This window comes from Pantoea pleuroti, from assembly GCF_014156615.1.
GTDB lineage: Bacteria > Pseudomonadota > Gammaproteobacteria > Enterobacterales > Enterobacteriaceae > Pantoea > Pantoea agglomerans.
Genome location: NZ_SBFD01000001.1, coordinates 689,596 through 707,633, shown reverse-complemented (window position 1 = coordinate 707,633; position 18,038 = coordinate 689,596). Strand labels below are relative to the sequence as shown.

The following is an 18,038-nucleotide window of genomic DNA, read 5'->3' as shown; positions in this document are numbered from 1 at the left end:
AGAGATCGCAGGCCTGCTATAAACGCAGGCCTTTTTCTGACCCGGACTTTTCTGTTATATGCACAATTCGCCGCTGCTGTCCTGCATCGCCGTCACAATATGTTAAGGTAATAGCTGATGATTTTTCTTTAATTGCAGCTACGAACTAATCAATGTGCCGGGTGACATGATACGGAAAACAGGGGTTCTCTCTTTGATTGCGCTGTCGCTGACTGCCACGCAGAGCGCCCGCGCTTTTCAGACTGAAACAGCGGTGTCAGAGACGCCATTCGACGATCCTGCGCGCTACAGTCAGTCGCTGCCGACGCTCGGCGGTGCCAGCGATCAGGATGAAGAGTGGAGCAAAAAGCTGGCGGCCGTGGCCAAAAGTATCGGTGAAGCGAGTAACAACAGCGACAGCAATGTCACGTTTGGTCAGCAGGCGGGCGTCTGGGCGTTCAATCATCTGCGCGATGAAGTGGCCGATCGGGTTGAGAGCGAAGGGCAGTCACTGCTTTCCCCTTACGGCACCGCGCAGCTGGATCTGAAAGTCGACATGAACGGAAACTTCACCGGTACCGGCGGCGATCTCTTCAGCGCACTGGCCGACGAAAACAGCCGGCTCACCTTCAGCCAGCTTGGTCTGCACGATACCGGCGATGGCCTGGTTGGCAATGCGGGACTGGGGCAACGCTGGGATGCCGGTGACTGGCTGCTGGGTTACAACGGCTTTGTTGACCGCGTGTTCAGCAGCGGTCTGCAGCGCGCCTCTGTGGGCACGGAAGCGTGGAGCGATTCAATGCGCTTCTCGGCCAACTACTATCAGCCGCTTTCCGGCTGGAAAAATCTGGGCGATTCGCAGCAGCAGCGCATGGCGCGCGGCTACGATATTACCAGCCAGAGCTATCTGCCCTTTTATCGTCAGTTGGGCGTTTCGGTGAGCTATCAGCAATATCTGGGTGAGAATGTCGATCTGTTTAACAGCGGCAACCGCTATCACAATCCCTCCGCCATGTCTTTTGGTCTCTCTTACACCCCCGTGCCGCTGGTGACGCTGTCTGCTACCCATAAAACCAGCAGCGCCGGTGAGAGCCAGGATCAGCTGGGGCTGAAACTCAACTACCGCTTTGGCGTGGCGCTGCGTCGTCAGCTCGATGCCGGAAACGTCGCAGAGGCGCACTCCCTGCGCGGCAGCCGTTACGATACCGTCACGCGCAGCGATACGCCGGTGCTCGCTTTCCGTCAGCGCAAAACGCTGTCCGTGTTTCTGGCAACACCGCCCTGGCAGTTAAGCAGTGGCGAGAGTCTGCCGCTGAAGCTGCAGGTGCGCGCCAGCAATGCTATCAAGGCGGTAAGCTGGCAGGGCGATACGCAGGCGCTGAGCCTGACACCTCCGGCCAATAACGCCGATCCGCAGGGCTGGAGTGTGATCTTACCGCAGTGGGATCCGTCGCCAGACGCCAGCAACGAATATCGCCTGTCGGTAACGCTGGAGGACAGCAAGCAGCAGCGTGTGACCTCTAACTGGATCACCCTGAAAATTCAGCCACCGATGACCGTGGACGAGGCCCCGCAGAACGATCGCTATGATTTGATGGCTCCCGGTGGCGCCACACTGTAGCGAGCAGGACGACGCACGTTGCCGGATGTGTTTGCCCGGATGGTGGGCGGGCCGATCCTGCACCGCGCTATCAGTAACATCATGTTTCAATCATCATCCGTGACTATCACAGCGATGTATAACGCGCGTCGCCTGAATGCCGATAACTACAGCAATTCCAACTTCTTCTGGTCCTGCTGATGCGTCTGAATTTTCTGAAATGCCTTCTCCCTTCTTTTTATCGTCAGCGTGGCTTGCATTCTGCCGCGTCATTCCAGTCGCTGGGGCGCGCTATGCCCGTAATTGAGTTCACGCCTGCTGGAATTATTCAGAAAGCCAGTCCGCTATTTCTGGCCACCATGGGATACCGGGCAGATGAAATCGTGGGTCAGCATCACAGCATGTTCTGTCCGGCTGCACTGGTTAACTCACCAGAATATCAACGTTTCTGGCAGCGCCTGGCGGCAGGCGAAAGCTACAGTGACAAATTTCTGCGGCTGGCCAGCGGCATGCGTCCGGTCTGGCTTGAGGCGAGCTATATTCCGGTGACTGACCGACGCGGCAGGGTCTTTAAAATTATTAAAATTGCCGCTGATATTTCTGAAAGGATGCAGTCATCCCTGGAGCAGACGTCGATCATTAATGCCATCAGCCGCTCCATGGCGGTGATCGCCTTCAGCCCTGACGGGCACGTACTCGAAGCAAACGACAACTTTCTCAAGGCCACTGGTTATCAGGCTACTGAGGTAATAGGTCAGCATCACCGGTTATTCTGTTCAAAGAGCCTCTCTCAGAGCGATGAATACCGCCAGTTCTGGGCGCGACTGAATCAGGGCGAATTCTTCTCGGGTCAGTTTCCCCGCCTTAACCGGCGTGGCGAACCGCTCTGGCTCAGAGCGACCTACAATCCGGTGTTTAACAGTGACGGACAGCTCACTAAAATTGTTAAATTCGCCAGCGATGTTACGGAACAGGTGCTACGTAATCAGCAGGAGTCTGATGCGGCGTTAAAGGCATGGAATATGGCCGCTCAGACGCGGGGAAGCGCACAGTCGGGCGCGGATGTTATCGACAACAGCATTCAGATGATCAGCCAGATTGCCGCAGAGATGAGCGTTGTGTCGGCAGATGTTACCCGCCTTAACAGCCAGTCTGACAGCATTGATGGCATGGTTGAAACCATCAGACGTTTTGCCATGCAGACCCGACTTATTGCACTTAATGCCGCTATTGAAGCGGCGCGGGCAGGCTCGTCGGGCCGCAGTTTTGCTGTGGTGGCGGCAGAAGTCCGTAACCTGGCAGCCTCAGTCAGTAGCGCGACTGAGGAGATTGAACGGGTAGTGGCGGGGAATAATCAGTTGGCCAGAGAGGTTTTGCGGGGGATTGAAACCTCGCTGGCGAGTACCAGTCAGGGCGTTATGCTGATGCGTGAAGCGGGAGAGGTGATTGCGAGCATTCAGAAAGATTCAGAGCGCGTGGAGAATGCCGTGAAAGAGGTTGCCCGAGCGGCACAGGGTGAATAAAGGCGTTTAAGCCGGGCAGATGAAAGGGCCGGTAGAGGGGTGGTCCTGCCTAAAAGGAATTAACAGGCGAGTGTTATGCTGTTAAACAGGACCGCCCGGCTGCACCCGGGCTTTTATGTATTCCGCGCAAAAATATCGCAGCTGATAGGTGTTCAGGCGATTAAAAAGCCGTCGTTCAGCCGGTCAGTGACACTTCAGCGAATCATGGCCATCACAATACGCACGGCTCTGGCGTAGACCTCTCGCTGACCGTTTACCGACCGTGCTTGCTGATGCTGCAGGAATGCGATTATTTCCTGTATGCCTGCCGTCTTGCCTGACTTCAGCAGGCTCGACACAGCCTCTCCTACTACGGCATGGACGTCAGCCATATCTGCCGGTTTATCAGTACTCAATAGAAACTCCAGCGCAACCGTTCTGCTGAATAGCATCTGAAGGGGCAACACTCAGGCGATTCAGCTTTATCAGCCTGCTCACAGGTTTATGATAAGCCGGCATCATGGCAGGGCCTTAAGCAGCTTTTCACGCAGCGTTGCCACCTGAGTCGTCAGATCACCGAGTTCGCTACAGGCGGTATCCATCACCGAGATCATATCAGCCGGGACGCCAGCCGCCGCGACTTTAAGCTGGTGGCCCTGTTCTGTCAGAGAGACCAGCACCCGGCGCTCATCATTTCCCGTGTCACGCTGGCGACAGATAATGCCCGCGCTTTCCAGCCGCTTCAGAAGCTGGCTGAGCGTGCCGGAATCAAGCCGGACGCGTGCACCAATATCAGAGACGGTCAGGCGATCTTTTTCCCACAGCACCAGCAGCACCAGATATTGCGGATAGGTCAGACCCAGCGGTTTTAACCGCGACTGATAGAGCTTTGTCATGGCAAGTGAGGCGGAATAGAGCGCAAAACAGAGAAACTGGTCGATGGTTTCAGGCGCTGCACTGGCGGGAGGCGTATCGGAGAACCCCGCGGGTTCATCATTCATATCTTTACTCATTCTGAGTCCGGGGTGGGACAGCCAGACCCCAGGCTGTTGGACAGCCGTGAAGTCTCGCGAATAGTATCTCGGGGAGATGTTGATTTCGGCAGCATCTCTTTTCTGGTTTACAACACCAGACCTTTAAGCGCTATCGCAGCGGGAGAAAAAGCCTTTAGCTGCGACGCCGATTGAAAGTCGGCACAGTATTGAGTCAAATTAAATTGAAGTCAATATAACCGGTCGCAACCCTTGCGCGCAACGTGCGCCGGGTGCAACGCCGCGAAGATCGGCAGGACAATTTCAGCATTTAACCCAGGCTGAAGCCGCCCGCCGATAGGGCTTATACGGTGAAGGTCTCTACCATGCCGCGCAGGTCGCGCGCCTGGGCCAGCAGTGACTGCGACGCAGAAGAGGACTCTTCCACCAGCGCGGCGTTATTCTGCGTGACGCCATCCATCTGACTCACCGCAATACTGACCTGGGAGATGCCCTGCATCTGTTCTCCGGAGGAGAGGGAGAGGTTGTCCATGGCATCGGCCAGTTCACCGACGCGGCTGACAATCTTCAGGATGCGCTCACCCGTTCCGGCCGCCACGGTCACGCCATCTTCGACCTGCGTCACGGCCTGCTCAATCAGCTGCTTAATGTCGCGTGCTGCGGTGGCGCTGCGCTGGGCCAGCGAGCGGACTTCACCCGCGACCACGGCAAATCCGCGACCCTCTTCACCGGCGCGTGCCGCTTCGACGGCGGCGTTGAGCGCCAGAATATTGGTCTGGAAAGCGATGCCTTCAATCACTGACGTAATATCGCGCACCCGAACGGCACTCAGCGAAATGTCATGCATGGTTTCTGACAGGCGCTGGACATCTGCTTCGCCCGCATGGGCCAGGGTGGCGGCCTCGCGCGCTGAACCGGCAGTCTGCTGCGCGCCCGCGGCGTTGCTTTTTACCGTGGCGGTGAGTTGCTCCATACTGGCGGCCGTTTCCTGCAGCGCAGCAGCCTGCTGCTCGGTACGGGATGAAAGCTCGGTATTGCCCTGCGAAATCTCATCGGCCGCCAGCGCCACAGAGGCGGATGCCCCTTTAATCTGCGTAACCAGTTCGCGCAGGTTGGTCTGCATGCCGCTGAGCGAGGCAAGCAGGCTGGTGCTGTCGCCACGGCGCAGCGTGACCGGCGAGGTGAGATCACCGGCGGCAATCGCAGCAGCCAGCATCTGAGCCTGCACCGGTTCGCCGCCCAGCTGGCGCATCAGTATCCGCACAATAAACGCGCAGGTGACGACGGCAGCCAGCACGGAGAGCACCGCCAGGATGATCAGTATCCAGGTGGTGCGGGCGATGGCGATGCCGTTATCCACTACCGCATCCCGGCTGCTGCGCATCTCAAGCTCGGTCAGATCGTTTATCGCCTTCAGCAGGATCTGCTGAGCCGGACGCGCTACCTTTAACAGATAGTCGGTGACCTCCTGCTGACGATTTTCCATCCCCAGTTTTCCGGCGGTCATCAGCGTGGAGAGGGCGGCCTCTTCAGTGGACTCGATTCTGCTCATCGCCTCACGTCCAGCCTGTCCGGAGTCGGTCTGCATCATGCCTGAGAGTGCTTCGCGGTTGCTGATATAAAGCGCCCGCTGTTTTTGCAGACGTTCCCATTCTGGCTTCATGGCAGCAGGATCGGTCAGCAGAGCAAGGTTACGCACCGCGATTGCCATATCCCGCACGCCACCGCGCATATCCAGCACCGTCTGGTACTTTTTCAAACGGACATTAACCACCTCATCCATACCATCGCGAGCGCTATCCAGCGCGTGAATCGCGGTGCCGGTACAGATAATAAACAGCAGAATAAGCAAGCCAAAACCTGCGCTAAGGCGCGTTGAAATTTTCATCTCTCTTTCCGGGAAAGTTTATTGGATAAACCGGTATCGGCAGGAGAGAGCACTTCTGGAGAGTTACGTTTAACTAAATTGATCACTATTTAATTTCGTGCGATTAAAAATCGCACGCCTTCTCACCCATTTAGTTCAAAAATTATATTCGGGGTAAGAGTAAAAATCCGGCCAATATCCTGATAAATCGCTGTTTATTGCCTGGTGAGTGTACGCCTTTTCGCGCGGTGCAGCGGCGCGATACGCCAGCGGCGTAACCCGTCAAAACCGCCGTAATGCACAAATTTAACCGGACGGCCCTGTTAATCTGGCCGCTGCTGCCGATAGAACACTATTCGACATTGATGACGTAACCGAGACGCATCGGGCTTCGCAGAACGTCTGTCTCACTGCCGTAAGGCGGGTGAGAACGTGCGAATGCGATGAGTAAAAATAGCGGAGGGGTGATAATTGTCGGCTGCTTAGCAGGCATTGTATGAGAAGTACGCCCCGGTTTCTTACTGAAAATTAAAACAAAACTCTGACACTTTCCATCACCGGGAACTAACGCATGCGCCTGAAACTTTTCTGGCTCGCAATGCTGAATATTGCGACCATCATTTTACTCTCCACGCTGTGGGAATTCGGGCTCGAGGCGTGGATCTCCAGCCTGCTGGGCCTGAGCTATGATCCCGATTTTGAAACCAGCGAGCGGCTGCGGTTTATCCTGACCTCCACCTCGTTTGCCGGACTGGCAATGATTATTCCGGCGCTGCTTATCGCGGGTCTGATCCGCAACACGCTGCGTGCGGAAAAAAATGCGCTCAGGCTGGCCGGAACTGATGCGCTGACGGGAGTCATGAACCGCCGATCGTTCACTGCACACATTGCTGCGCTTGATGCCGACGGGACGCCCTACACCCTGACGCTGCTCGACATCAATGACTTTAAGAATATCAATGACCTGAACGGTCATCTTCAGGGCGACGCCACGCTGGTCGCGCTGGCCAATCTGCTGATCGCTTCGGCGGGTACCGGGAGTCAGGTGTTTCGCATCGGTGGGGATGAATTTGCCATTGTTGCCCAGGCTTCACAGGCAGAGCAGGCGCTTGCCGCCGCCGAAAGCTTCTGCCAGCATGCGGCATCCATCCGGACCGGTCCGCACACCTTCCTGAGCCTTTCCGCAGGCATTGCCAGTTCAGCCTGCACGGGTCAGGCCGATGTAGTGCGGGCGGCGGATCTGGCGCTGTACGAGGCGAAGCAGGATAAGTGCGCCGGTCTGGCACGATTCTCCCCTGACATGGAGCTGCGCTTTCGCCAGCGGGAAAGGCTGGAGCAGGAAGTTGTTGCCGCCGTTAGCGGTCATGCCATCGTTCCCTTTCTGCAGCCGCTGGTTTCACTGCGCACCGGTAACATTACCGGCTTTGAGATACTGGCGCGCTGGATCACTGCGTCCGGTCAGACGGTTTCACCTGCAGAGTTTCTGCCAGTGGTGGAGCGGCTGGGGTTGATGGACAGCATGACTGTGGCGCTGCTGCAGGATGCTGTCAGTGCAACCCGGGCATGGCCAGCCGGCCTTTGCCTGTCGCTGAACATTACCCCGGAGCAGTTGCTGAGACCGTCGCTGACCAGCTGTCTGTCCAGTATTATGCAGCATGCCGGGCCGGTAATGCTGGAACTTGAAATCACCGAACAGAATGTCATGGCCATATCTGACGATGCCCGCCAGGCGATCCGTCTGCTGAAAGAGGCCGGTATCGGAGTGGTGCTGGATGATTTTGGCACCGGCTACTCCAACCTGTCGGTTTTGCTGGGGCTGGGTATTACCAAAATCAAAATTGACCAGACGTTTATCGCCGGAATCGTGACCGGATCTGAGCAGCGAAAAGTGGTGGAAACGCTGCTGGCACTCTGTCAGGGGCTTAATGTGATTATTACTGCAGAGGGCATTGAGGATGTCGCCACGCTGAGGTGGCTGAGAAAGCGCGGCTGTGATTACGGTCAGGGATATCTCTTCAGCCGTCCGGTACCTGCCGGGCAGGCCACCACGCTGCTGGCGTCCGCTAACGTGGAGGAATTGATGCAGGAAGAGGCGGTGGCCGTTAGCTTAGTCAGGTCGCTGGGCTGAAAGCGCGTAACACACTCTGTGGCCGGGATTAAAACAATAAACGGGCCCGGCGTTCAGAGCCGGGCCCGCTGTCACATCAGAACTGGTAAATCAGACCCAGGGCTGTGATGTCGTCGGTCGCCAGGCGAAGCGGATTGTTATCTTTCAACAGGTTGATGCGGTATTCACCATAGACCGACATGTTCTTGTTGAAGTAGTAAGTGGCACCCACGGCGGTGTATTTAATGATGTCGGCATCGCCGATATTCTCAATTTCCTTGCCTTTGGATGAGACGTAACCCACGGACGGACGGAAGCCGTTCAGGAACTGATACTGCGCCACGGCTTCAAAGTTCTGCGCTTTGTTAGCGAAACCGCCGGTTATCGGCGTGGCATTCAGGGTTTCACCGTACATGGCAGCCAGATAGACCTGGTTCGCATCATATTTCACCGAGGTCGCCCAGTGCTGGGCTTTTTCGCCTTCTCCGCGTGCGGCAGCGTTCTGCGCCGTGGTGCGATCCAGGCTGGCAAACGCGCCGGCAAAGCTCAGGCCGAAATCGAAGTCATAGGAAGCGGAGAGGGCGAAGCCGTCGCCGTTAGAACGACGTACGCCGTCAATGTTACTGCTGCGATCGTTTTTGCCCTGATACTGCGCGGCAAGGTTTAAGCCGTCGACCAGACCAAAGAAATTGCTGTTACGCCAGGTCAGCACACCGGTTGAGCGGCCAGAGAGGAAGGCGTCGGTATAACCGGAGTCGCCGCCGAAGAACGGCAGCATATCGGTATAACTCAGCGCGTCATAGACCAGGCCGTAGTTACGTCCGTAATCCAGCGAACCTGCCTCGCCAAACTTCAGGCCAGCATAGCCCAGACGGGTACGGTTGGTGGCCTGTGCGTCACTGCCCTCGGAGTTATGCAGACTGTACTGATACTGCCAGAAACCGTAGCCGGTAAGCTGGTCAGTAATCTTTGTCTCGCCTTTAAAGCCAAAGCGGGCATAAGAGGAGGTATCACCATCGTTGTTGTTATCGTCAGAAAAGAGGTGTGACACGTTAATCTTGCCGACCAGATCCAGCTTATTGCCATCCTTGTTATAAACTTCTACGGCCTGCGCGGAGGAGAGACCGATCAGTAACGGCATGACAGCCGCCAGTAAAGTGCGCTTCATCATTTAATTATTACCCTGTATTCATTAATTATTATTCCCCTGATGTGGGGTGAAAAGAAAATGACACAAAAAGACAAAAGTACAAAGTGCAATAAAAGTAACAAAATGTGATGTCTATATTCAGCTGATGGATAACAGCGAGGAACAGAAGATTAAATAGTAAAGTAATAAGATTTTCTTCTAATAAGTAATTATGAGTAATATGATTTTATATCTATATTTATCAATAGTTTATTCTTTTAAATGGTGGTCTTAAAGAGGCTTTTTTTGTACGTTTTTAAATCAATGTAACCCCTGATTAAATTATGGATGATTATCCGATAAGAATAACCTTATAAGGCTTTTATCCTAACCATTAGTCTGCGTATTAATATTTGTTCATCTTTATGGAATATTCTTTCTGGCCCGATAATCACCTCCGGAATAATAGTCAGAGTTGCTGATTAAATATTAATCACCCTGTTTATAAAATAGCCTGAAAAAGATACGTGGATTAATGTGTCTGCAGGGGTAAATGAAAAACTTTTGTTAAATAAAGCCAGGTTGTTCTGACATTTCCGGACGAGTTCCCCCGCGTAATCGCTGCACCATCGCGAGGCAAACTGCGCTAAAACAGGGCAGTGGAGGGGCTTTTCTGGAGAGATAATTTATCAGCGATCACAAAAGCGATATTTCATCCCGTGAATGCATAATTCCGCTATTTAAAACCCGCTTCTGGCGCTGCAATCAGACAATTATTCACTATATATGCAAATTAAGTGAATATTGTCAGCGTGTAACTCATTGATATTACGTCGTGAAGACCATTTTATGCATTAATTCTCTGGCTGGCACGTTAACTGCACTCTACAGTAGGGCTGCACTACAACATCTTTTAACAATTCTAAAACATAAGCTTTACCCGGCCGGTAAAGTAAAGCAGGAGAGTGGGTTATGGCACTGCACGTTTCACGTCACGATTTCGATCAATGGATGATGCCGGTTTATGCGCCTGCGACTTTTATACCGGTTCGCGCGGAAGGCTCCACCGTCTGGGATCAAAACGGCAAAGATTATATCGACTTCGCCGGTGGCATTGCTGTCAATGCGTTAGGGCATGCGCATCCGGCATTACAACAGGCGTTGCAGGAACAGGCCGCACGTTTATGGCACACCGGTAATGGCTATACCAACGAACCGATCCTGCGACTGGCGAAGCAGCTGATCGATGCCACCTTCGCTGACCGGGTGTTCTTCTGTAACTCCGGGGCGGAGGCGAACGAAGCGGCGCTGAAGCTGGCGCGCAAGGTGGCACATGATCGTGTCGGTCCGCATAAAAGTGGCATCGTGGCGTTTAAGAATGCATTTCATGGCCGCACCCTGTTTACGGTAACAGCCGGTGGTCAGCCCGCTTACTCAAAAGATTTTGCGCCGCTGCCGCCAGAGATCCAGCATGCCCCGTTTAACGATCTGGCTGCGGCGGCTGAACTGATTAATGACCATACCTGCGCAGTCATTGTTGAACCCATTCAGGGTGAAGGCGGCGTGCTGCCTGCCGATCCGGCGTTCCTGCGTGGATTGCGTGAACTCTGTGATAAGCATCAGGCTCTGCTGATTTTTGATGAAGTGCAGAGCGGCGTTGGCCGTACCGGTTCGCTTTATGCCTACATGCATTATGGCGTCACGCCGGATGTGCTCACCAGCGCCAAAGCGCTGGGCGGCGGCTTCCCGATTGGTGCGATGCTGACGCGCGAAGATCTGGCGCTGGTGATGGGCGTTGGCACCCACGGCACCACCTATGGCGGCAATCCGCTGGCGGGCGCAGTGGCAGGTAAAGTCATGGAGCTGATCAACCAGCCTGAACTGATGGCGGGTGTAACAGAACGTCACCAGTGGATTGTGGCGGCACTGGATGAGATCAACCAGCGTCTGCATCTGTTCAAAGAAGTGCGCGGTCTTGGCCTGCTGATTGGCGCGGTGCTCAGCGACGATTTTGCCGGTAAAGCCAAAGCGATCAACCTTGCCGCCGCGGAAATGGGCGTCATGGTGCTGATTGCGGGTGCCAATGTGGTGCGTTTTGCCCCGGCGCTGAATATCAGTGAGCTGGAAGTGAAGCTGGGCATGGCCCGCTTTGCCGAGGTGTGTGAAAGCCTGGTGCGAGGGTCAACATCATGATGGTAATCCGTCCGGTTGAACGCGATGACTTAAGCCAGTTGATGGCGCTGGCGGGCAAAACCGGTGGCGGGCTGACCTCGCTGCCGGTCGATAGCGCCACGCTACAGGCGCGTATCGATCGATCGCTGCAGACCTGGGAGGATTCTCTGCCACGTGCCGAGCAGGGCTATGTCTTTGTGCTGGCCGATAGCGAAGATAACCGCGCCGTCGGCATCTGCGCCATTGAGGTGGCGGTGGGGCTGCAGGATCCCTGGTACAACTTTCGCGTCGGTACCCAGGTGCACGCCTCAAAAGAGCTGAATGTTTATGCCGCGCTGCCCACCCTGTCGCTGAGTAACGACCATACCGGCAGCAGTGAGCTCTGCACGCTGTTTCTCGATCCCGATTACCGTGATGGCAAAAACGGCTATCTGCTGTCGAAGTCACGCTTCCTGTTTATGGCCAATTTCCGTGAACGTTTTACGAACCGGGTGGTGGCCGAGATGCGTGGCGTCAGCGATGAGCAGGGCCATTCGCCGTTCTGGGAGAGCGTTGGCAGCCGCTTCTTCTCTATGGAATTCAGCAAAGCGGACTTCCTTAGTGGTACCGGACAGAAATCGTTTATCGCTGAACTGATGCCGAAACATCCGCTCTACATCGACTATCTGACACCGGAAGCGCAGGCGGTGATTGGACAGGTCCATCCGCAAACCGCGCCTGCGCGGGCGGTGCTGGAAGCAGAGGGCTTCCGCTACCTCAATTATGTCGACATTTTTGATGGCGGCCCGACACTGGAGTGCGACATCGATCATATCCGCGCCGTGCGTAAAAGCCGGCTGCGCAGCGCAGAACGGGGCGAAAACCCGGCTGATGGCCCGCTCTGTCTGGTTGCCAATAGCGATTATCGCCAGTTCCGTGTGGCGCTGATTCCGGCAAAGGCTGACAGCGACAGCGTGCAACTCACGGATGAACAGATGCAGGCGCTCCATTGCCAGCCGGGCGACAGCCTGCGCGTGGTGACGCTCTGCAAAGAGGAGAAAACAGCATGACACATCTGATAAATGGACAATGGCTGGACGGTGATGCTGAGATTCTGACGAAAGCGGATCCGGTCAGCGGCGAGACGTTATGGCAGGGCCACGCGGCCTCAGCCGCTCAGGTCACCGCAGCCTGCGAGGCGGCGCGCGACGCATTTCCAGCCTGGGCCAGACACCCGCTGGCGGAACGGCAGGCGATCGTTGAGAAATTTGCCGCCGGGCTTGAGGCGCATAAAACGGCGCTGGCGGAAACCATCGCCCGTGAAACCGGCAAGCCGCGCTGGGAAGCGCTGACCGAAGTGGGCGCGATGATCAACAAAATCGGCTTTTCGGTGAAGGCATACCATAGCCGCACCGGTGAGCAGCATGAAGGCGAAAGCTCGCTGCGCCACCGCCCGCATGGGGTGCTGGCGGTGTTTGGTCCCTATAACTTCCCGGGACATCTGCCAAACGGCCATATCGTTCCGGCGCTGCTGGCGGGCAACTGCGTGGTATTTAAACCCAGTGAACTGACGCCGCTGACCGCCGAAAAAACCGTTGAGCTCTGGCTGGCTGCGGGCCTGCCTGCCGGCGTGCTGGCACTGTTACAGGGCGGACGTGAGACCGGTCAGGCGCTGGCCAACTGTCAGCAGATTGATGGCCTACTGTTTACCGGCAGCGCCCATACCGGCTATCAGCTGCATCGCCAGTTTGCCGGTCAGCCTGAAAAGATGCTGGCGCTGGAGATGGGCGGTAACAATGCCCTGATTGTTGAAGATCCGGCGGACACCGATGCGGCTGTCAACATCACATTGCAGTCAGCCTTTATTACCGCCGGTCAGCGCTGCACCTGCGCGCGGCGTCTGCTGGTCCGACGGGGCGATGCAGGGGATGCGTTTCTGCGGCGGCTGGTGGAGGTGGCGGGGCGACTGCAACCCGCCGCCTGGAATACTGAACCGCAGCCGTTTATGGGCAGCGTGATCTCCACCGGCGCGGCAGAGAAGATTATGGGTGAGTGGCAACGGCGGGTTGAGGCGGGCGGCGAGGTGCTGTTGGAAATGCGCTGGCCGGATCGCCACAGTGCCATCCTGACGCCAGGTATTATCGATTTAACCGGCGTGCAGGGCATTCCGGATGAAGAGGTCTTTGGTCCGCTGTTAGGCGTAGTCCGCTATGAGACATTTGAAGAGGCGATAGCGCTGGCGAACCAGACCCGTTACGGCCTGTCGTGTGGGTTGATCTCACCGTCACGTCAGCAGTTTGATCAGCTGCTGCTTGAAGCACGTGCCGGTATCGTTAACTGGAACAAACCGCTGACCGGCGCAGCCAGTACCGCGCCGTTTGGCGGCATTGGTGCCTCGGGCAACCACCGCGCCAGCGCCTGGTATGCGGCGGATTACTGCGCCTGGCCAATGGCCTCGCTGGAGACGCCTGACCTGACGCTGCCCGCCACGCTGTCGCCGGGCCTCGATTTCTCCACCCAGGAGACGACGTCATGAAGGCAACCGAGGCCAACTTTGATGGGCTGGTGGGGTTAACACACCACTATGCCGGGCTGTCGTTTGGCAACGAAGCCTCGACCCGCAATCAGCTGCAGCCGTCGAACCCCCGTCTGGCGGCAAAGCAGGGGTTGCTCAAGATGAAAGCGCTGGCCGATATGGGCTATGTGCAGGGGGTGATCCCGCCGCATGAGCGGCCCAATATTGCGGCGCTGCGCCAGCTCGGCTTTGGTGGCAGCGATGAGCAGGTGCTGGCTGCGGCCGGGAAAACTGCGCCGGGATTACTCTCCGCCGTCAGTTCAGCCTCGGCGATGTGGGTCGCCAATGCTGCCACGGTCTCGCCGTCAGCGGACAGCCTTGATGGCCGGGTTCACCTGACGGTGGCGAACCTTAACAACAAATTCCACCGTGCGATAGAAGCGCCGGAAACGGCCTGGCTGCTGCGTTCCATCTTCCGCGACGATCGCCATTTTGCGGTGCATGATGCTTTGCCGCAGGTGGCGATGTTTGGCGATGAAGGGGCGGCGAACCATAACCGGCTGGGCGGCGCTTATGGTGAGCGCGGCGTGCAGCTGTTTGTCTATGGCCGCGACAGCAGCCATGAGGGCAAAGCCCCGCAGCGCTATCCGGCACGTCAGACCCGGGAAGCCAGCGAGGCGGTCGCCCGTCTGCATCAGCTCTCACCGGAAAGCGTGCTGTATGCGCAGCAGAATCCTGCGGTGATCGATCAGGGCGTGTTCCATAACGATGTGATTGCGGTGAGTAACCAGCAGATGCTCTTCTGTCACCAGCACGCCTTTGTTAATCAGCCTGAACTGCTGGCGCAGCTTCGGTCGCGCGTCCCCGGTTTTGTGGCGCTGGAAGTGCCGGAAAATCGGGTGTCAGTGAAAGATGCGGTGGAGACCTATCTGTTTAACAGTCAGTTGCTGAGCCGTCCCGACGGCACCATGATGCTGGTGCTGCCGGAGGAGTCACGTCAGCATCCGGGTGTCTGGCGCTATCTGTGTGAACAGGTTGAGGCTGACACGCCACTCAAAGCCCTGAAGGTGTTTGATCTGCGCGAAAGCATGTATAACGGTGGTGGTCCAGCCTGCCTGCGTTTGCGGGTGGTGCTGACACCACAGGAGCAGCAGGCAGTGAATCCGGCGGTGCTGATGAACGATCGGCTCTTCAGCACGCTGAATAACTGGGTTGACCGTCATTACCGCGATCGCCTGACCCAGGCCGATCTGGTCGACCCACAATTGCTGCGTGAGGGACGCGACGCGCTGGATGAACTGACGAAGCTGCTAGACTTAGGAAATGTATATGCATTTCAGCAGTGAAGGAGGGGGCAGCACAGGCTGCCGCCTGCTCAGGGCGAAAAGGAGGAACGATGCAGGACTTTTTACAGCAAACGCTCTCCGGCGAGGTGCCGCGTAAGCGTAGTGGTGAAACGGCGCATCTTCGCTGGCAATGGTTGTATCACGGCATACTGTTGATGGAGCCGACGGTGCCGGTTAAACAGGCGCTGGTGCTCTCTGCCGGGATCCACGGCAATGAAACAGCCCCGGTAGAAATGGTAAACCAGCTGGTTAATCCGCTGCTGCGGGGCGAAAAGCCATTACAGCAGCGCATGCTGGTGATTCTGGGTAACCCCTCAGCGCTACGCGCCGGTAAGCGCTATGTGCATTATGACATTAACCGGCTGTTTGGCGGACGCTGGCAGCAGATTGATGATGGTGATGAGGCACGCCGCGTGCTGCGGCTGGAGCAGACGCTGGAGACCTTCTGGCAGCTGGGCGAGTGCGATGAAACGCGCTGGCATCTCGACATGCACACGGCTATTCGTGGCTCTTATCATCCTCAGTTCGGCGTAATGCCGCACAATGAACGCCCCTGGCCGCCCGCGTTTCTTGACTGGCTGGCCGCTGCCGGGCTGGAAGCGCTGGTGTTCCATCGCTCGCCGGGCGGCACCTTTACCCACTTCAGCTGCGAGCACTTCGGTGCGGCCAGCTGTACCCTGGAGCTGGGCAAAGCGCTGCCGTTTGGCGAAAACGACCTCAGTCAGTTCAGTGCGGCACAGCAGGCGCTGGCGTCTTTACTCTATGGCGAAGCGTTGCCTGCGGCAGCGGTTAAACCGCGTCACTATCGGGTCGCGCAGCAGATCACCCGACTGAGTGAGCACTTTACGCTGCATATGTCGCCGGAAACGCTGAACTTTACCGCGTTTCCACAGGGGACGTTGCTGGCGGAAGATGGTCGCACCCGCTATTACGTGCAGCAGGCGCGGGAGTATGTGCTGTTCCCTAACCCCAACGTGGCCGCCGGGCTGCGTGCCGGACTGATGCTGATTGAAGAGAGCTAACAGACCCAGGCGCTGCCGGTCTGATAACGGTTGTTAACAGCGCAGACCATCGGCGCTAAAAAACCGACAGGAAAAGTGGAAGATCGGCTTCCGCTTTCCTGTCGTAACCCTTACACTCCTCCATGATTTCTGCCAAATTCGCTTTAAATTCATAAACATTTTCAATTCCTCACGCCTTTCTTCTTATTCTCTTCATGATTGCCCGATTTTTATCTTTTATGCTTTCACGGCTTTACTCAGACTCTGAGTAGTTGACGTTCAGCGTCGTATGCTTGTTTCCGAAGACGCGACAGAGTGCTGTCGTCATTATCATGAATTATAAGGACACTATTATGCGCAAACTGACTTCCCTTTTACTGGCTTCTTCGCTGGCGTTTGGTGCAGCCAGCGCCGTCCATGCAGCCGCTGACAACCTGACTCCACCGCCAGCAGGCAGCGAAAAAGCGATGCACAAGCCGCCAATGCGCCACGGCATGGAGATGATGTTTAAAGGTCTGAACCTGACCGACGCGCAGAAAACTCAGATGCGCGACATCATGAAAGAGAGCCACAAAGATATGAAACGCCCGTCACTGGACGAGCGTCGTGCGGCCCACAGCATTATTGCCTCTGACAGCTTCGACCAGAGCAAAGCAGAAGCGCAGGCAGAGAAGATGTCCGCCAATGCCAAAGAGCATGCGCTGAAGATGCTGGAAACCCAGAACAAGCTCTATAACGTGCTGACGCCGGAGCAGAAGAAACAGTACAACGCTAACTTTGAAAAGCGTCTGACTGAGAAAGGCCCGCACGAGGGCAAAATGGCACCGCCAGCAGAACCGGCTGAATAACACTCGTTAAGCGAACGTTCTGAGACCGCCGGCGCTGTCCACTGAAGGTGAGTGGGCAGCGTCGGCGGTTTTTTTATAGCGGCAGAATAGGGTAGGCACCTGACAGAATCGGGCGGCAGAGGATTTTGTAGCCGTCATGATCAAAACCGCCTTTGGGCCGCTGCAGTTTTCTGGCCTCATCCATGCTGCTGACCGAACCGAGATAGAACCAGTGGTCGATAACGTGGATCTGCGTCATCTCTTTGCCTTCTTCCACCAGCCCCACGGCACCCTGCCACGGCCAGCAGAACACCCGCACGTTTTCCAGCGCCTCCAGCAGTCGATCCTGATGATCGCTGACCGGCTCTTTACCACAGCAGGCCCCGGCGCAACGGCGCAGTGCCGAGCGGAAGCAGCCTCGCCCCGCACTCAGCGCTTCCAGACCCAGCAGGCCATGACAGAGCTGATACTCATCCGCGAGTTGCTTGAGCCGTTCCAGCGCGGCGAAGCGACTGCGATAGAGCCCAAACAGGTTGGGGGACTGACTGAAATCGAGGTCTTTTGCGTAGACCACATTCGGTTTGCCATCGGTAATCTGCAATGAACAGAGCTGCCGGTTTTTGCGCAGTCGCTTATTGAACAGCGGCTGCTGGGTTTTGATCATCTGCGCTTCCAGCAGCAGCGCGCCGAGGTCGCCCGCGGTAGGGATCCAGCTCACACGTCGCGACTGGCGCAACATTTTCGCCTCGTCCGGGGTGCGGAAATGGGACATTACCCGCGAACGCAGATTCACACTTTTACCGATATAGAGCGGCAGCGACTCACTTTCGCCATGAAAGGTATAGACGCCAGGATGATTTGGCAGGCCTTCCAGCCATTCACGCAGGTGTTCGGGATATTGATAAATTGCATTCGCGTCGGGTTCGGGGCGAAGTATGGCAGAACGTCTGACCAAGATGGACTCCATTTACTGGTTGTCCATACAGCATAACAGGCAGGTGAAATGATCGCCAGCCGTCTGG

14 protein-coding genes are annotated in these 18,038 nt (G+C 56.4%); 9 read left to right on the top strand and 5 right to left on the bottom strand.

From position 1 onward, the window contains the following. The first annotated feature begins 166 nt into the window (after window positions 1-166). Both EPG66_RS03465 and EPG66_RS03460 read left to right on the top strand, forming a co-directional pair. Entirely contained in the window at window positions 167-1,600 is a 1,434-nt protein-coding gene (locus tag EPG66_RS03465; RefSeq protein WP_182685958.1) for a YchO/YchP family invasin, read from the top strand. Window positions 1,601-1,872: 272 nt separating this feature from the next. After that, complete coding sequence (locus EPG66_RS03460; RefSeq protein ID WP_246379100.1) at window positions 1,873-3,102, top strand: methyl-accepting chemotaxis protein; 1,230 nt, start codon at window positions 1,873-1,875, stop codon at window positions 3,100-3,102. A 194-nt stretch (window positions 3,103-3,296) separates the two neighbouring features. Here EPG66_RS03460 and EPG66_RS03455 read toward each other — a convergent pair whose 3' ends face one another. From EPG66_RS03455 to EPG66_RS03445, 3 genes are all read right to left on the bottom strand, one after another. Further along, window positions 3,297-3,497 carry a hypothetical protein gene (locus tag EPG66_RS03455; RefSeq protein ID WP_223265937.1) on the bottom strand — a complete coding sequence of 67 codons (201 nt, stop codon included), beginning with the start codon at window positions 3,495-3,497 and terminating at the stop codon, window positions 3,297-3,299. Window positions 3,498-3,599: 102 nt separating this feature from the next. Next, window positions 3,600-4,094, bottom strand: coding sequence for a MarR family winged helix-turn-helix transcriptional regulator (locus tag EPG66_RS03450; RefSeq protein WP_031590500.1), 495 nt, complete (start codon window positions 4,092-4,094; stop codon window positions 3,600-3,602). Window positions 4,095-4,416: 322 nt separating this feature from the next. Then, on the bottom strand, window positions 4,417-5,961 hold the full coding sequence (locus EPG66_RS03445; RefSeq protein WP_083068199.1) for a methyl-accepting chemotaxis protein: 1,545 nt from the start codon (window positions 5,959-5,961) through the stop codon (window positions 4,417-4,419). 550 nt (window positions 5,962-6,511) lie between these two features. Between EPG66_RS03445 and EPG66_RS03440 the strand changes: the two genes are divergently transcribed. Continuing rightward, window positions 6,512-8,068: a putative bifunctional diguanylate cyclase/phosphodiesterase gene (locus EPG66_RS03440; protein ID WP_182685954.1), complete on the top strand. Its 1,557-nt coding sequence runs from the start codon at window positions 6,512-6,514 to the stop codon at window positions 8,066-8,068. Window positions 8,069-8,144: 76 nt separating this feature from the next. Here EPG66_RS03440 and EPG66_RS03435 read toward each other — a convergent pair whose 3' ends face one another. Next, entirely contained in the window at window positions 8,145-9,218 is a 1,074-nt protein-coding gene (locus tag EPG66_RS03435; RefSeq protein WP_281369249.1) for a porin, read from the bottom strand. A 930-nt stretch (window positions 9,219-10,148) separates the two neighbouring features. On the opposite strand from EPG66_RS03435, the gene EPG66_RS03430 reads away from it, so the two are divergent. The 6 genes from EPG66_RS03430 to spy all read left to right on the top strand — a co-directional run bounded on the left by EPG66_RS03430 (window position 10,149) and on the right by spy (window position 17,037). Then, the gene (locus tag EPG66_RS03430) at window positions 10,149-11,369 is read left to right on the top strand and encodes an aspartate aminotransferase family protein (RefSeq protein WP_115758403.1); all 1,221 of its coding nucleotides are present in this window, start codon (window positions 10,149-10,151) and stop codon (window positions 11,367-11,369) included. Beyond that, a complete protein-coding gene (gene astA / locus EPG66_RS03425) occupies window positions 11,366-12,397 on the top strand; it encodes an arginine N-succinyltransferase (RefSeq protein ID WP_031590495.1) in 1,032 nt (343 codons plus the stop codon). Before EPG66_RS03430 ends, astA begins: the two co-directional genes overlap by 4 nt. Next, window positions 12,394-13,863 carry a succinylglutamate-semialdehyde dehydrogenase gene (gene astD, locus EPG66_RS03420; protein WP_115758402.1) on the top strand — a complete coding sequence of 490 codons (1,470 nt, stop codon included), beginning with the start codon at window positions 12,394-12,396 and terminating at the stop codon, window positions 13,861-13,863. The genes astA and astD overlap by 4 nt, the downstream gene beginning before the upstream one ends. Further along, a complete protein-coding gene (gene astB, locus EPG66_RS03415) occupies window positions 13,860-15,188 on the top strand; it encodes an N-succinylarginine dihydrolase (protein WP_033757456.1) in 1,329 nt (442 codons plus the stop codon). Before astD ends, astB begins: the two co-directional genes overlap by 4 nt. Window positions 15,189-15,238: 50 nt before the next feature. Next, window positions 15,239-16,210 (top strand): succinylglutamate desuccinylase, encoded by a 972-nt coding sequence (astE, locus tag EPG66_RS03410; protein ID WP_182685952.1) that lies wholly within the window; start codon window positions 15,239-15,241, stop codon window positions 16,208-16,210. 332 nt (window positions 16,211-16,542) lie between these two features. Next, entirely contained in the window at window positions 16,543-17,037 is a 495-nt protein-coding gene (gene spy, locus EPG66_RS03405) for an ATP-independent periplasmic protein-refolding chaperone Spy (RefSeq protein WP_010245731.1), read from the top strand. Window positions 17,038-17,110: 73 nt separating this feature from the next. On the opposite strand, the gene cho is transcribed toward spy, so the two are convergent. Then, complete coding sequence (gene cho / locus EPG66_RS03400; RefSeq protein WP_010245728.1) at window positions 17,111-17,971, bottom strand: excinuclease Cho; 861 nt, start codon at window positions 17,969-17,971, stop codon at window positions 17,111-17,113. Window positions 17,972-18,038: the final 67 nt, after the last annotated feature.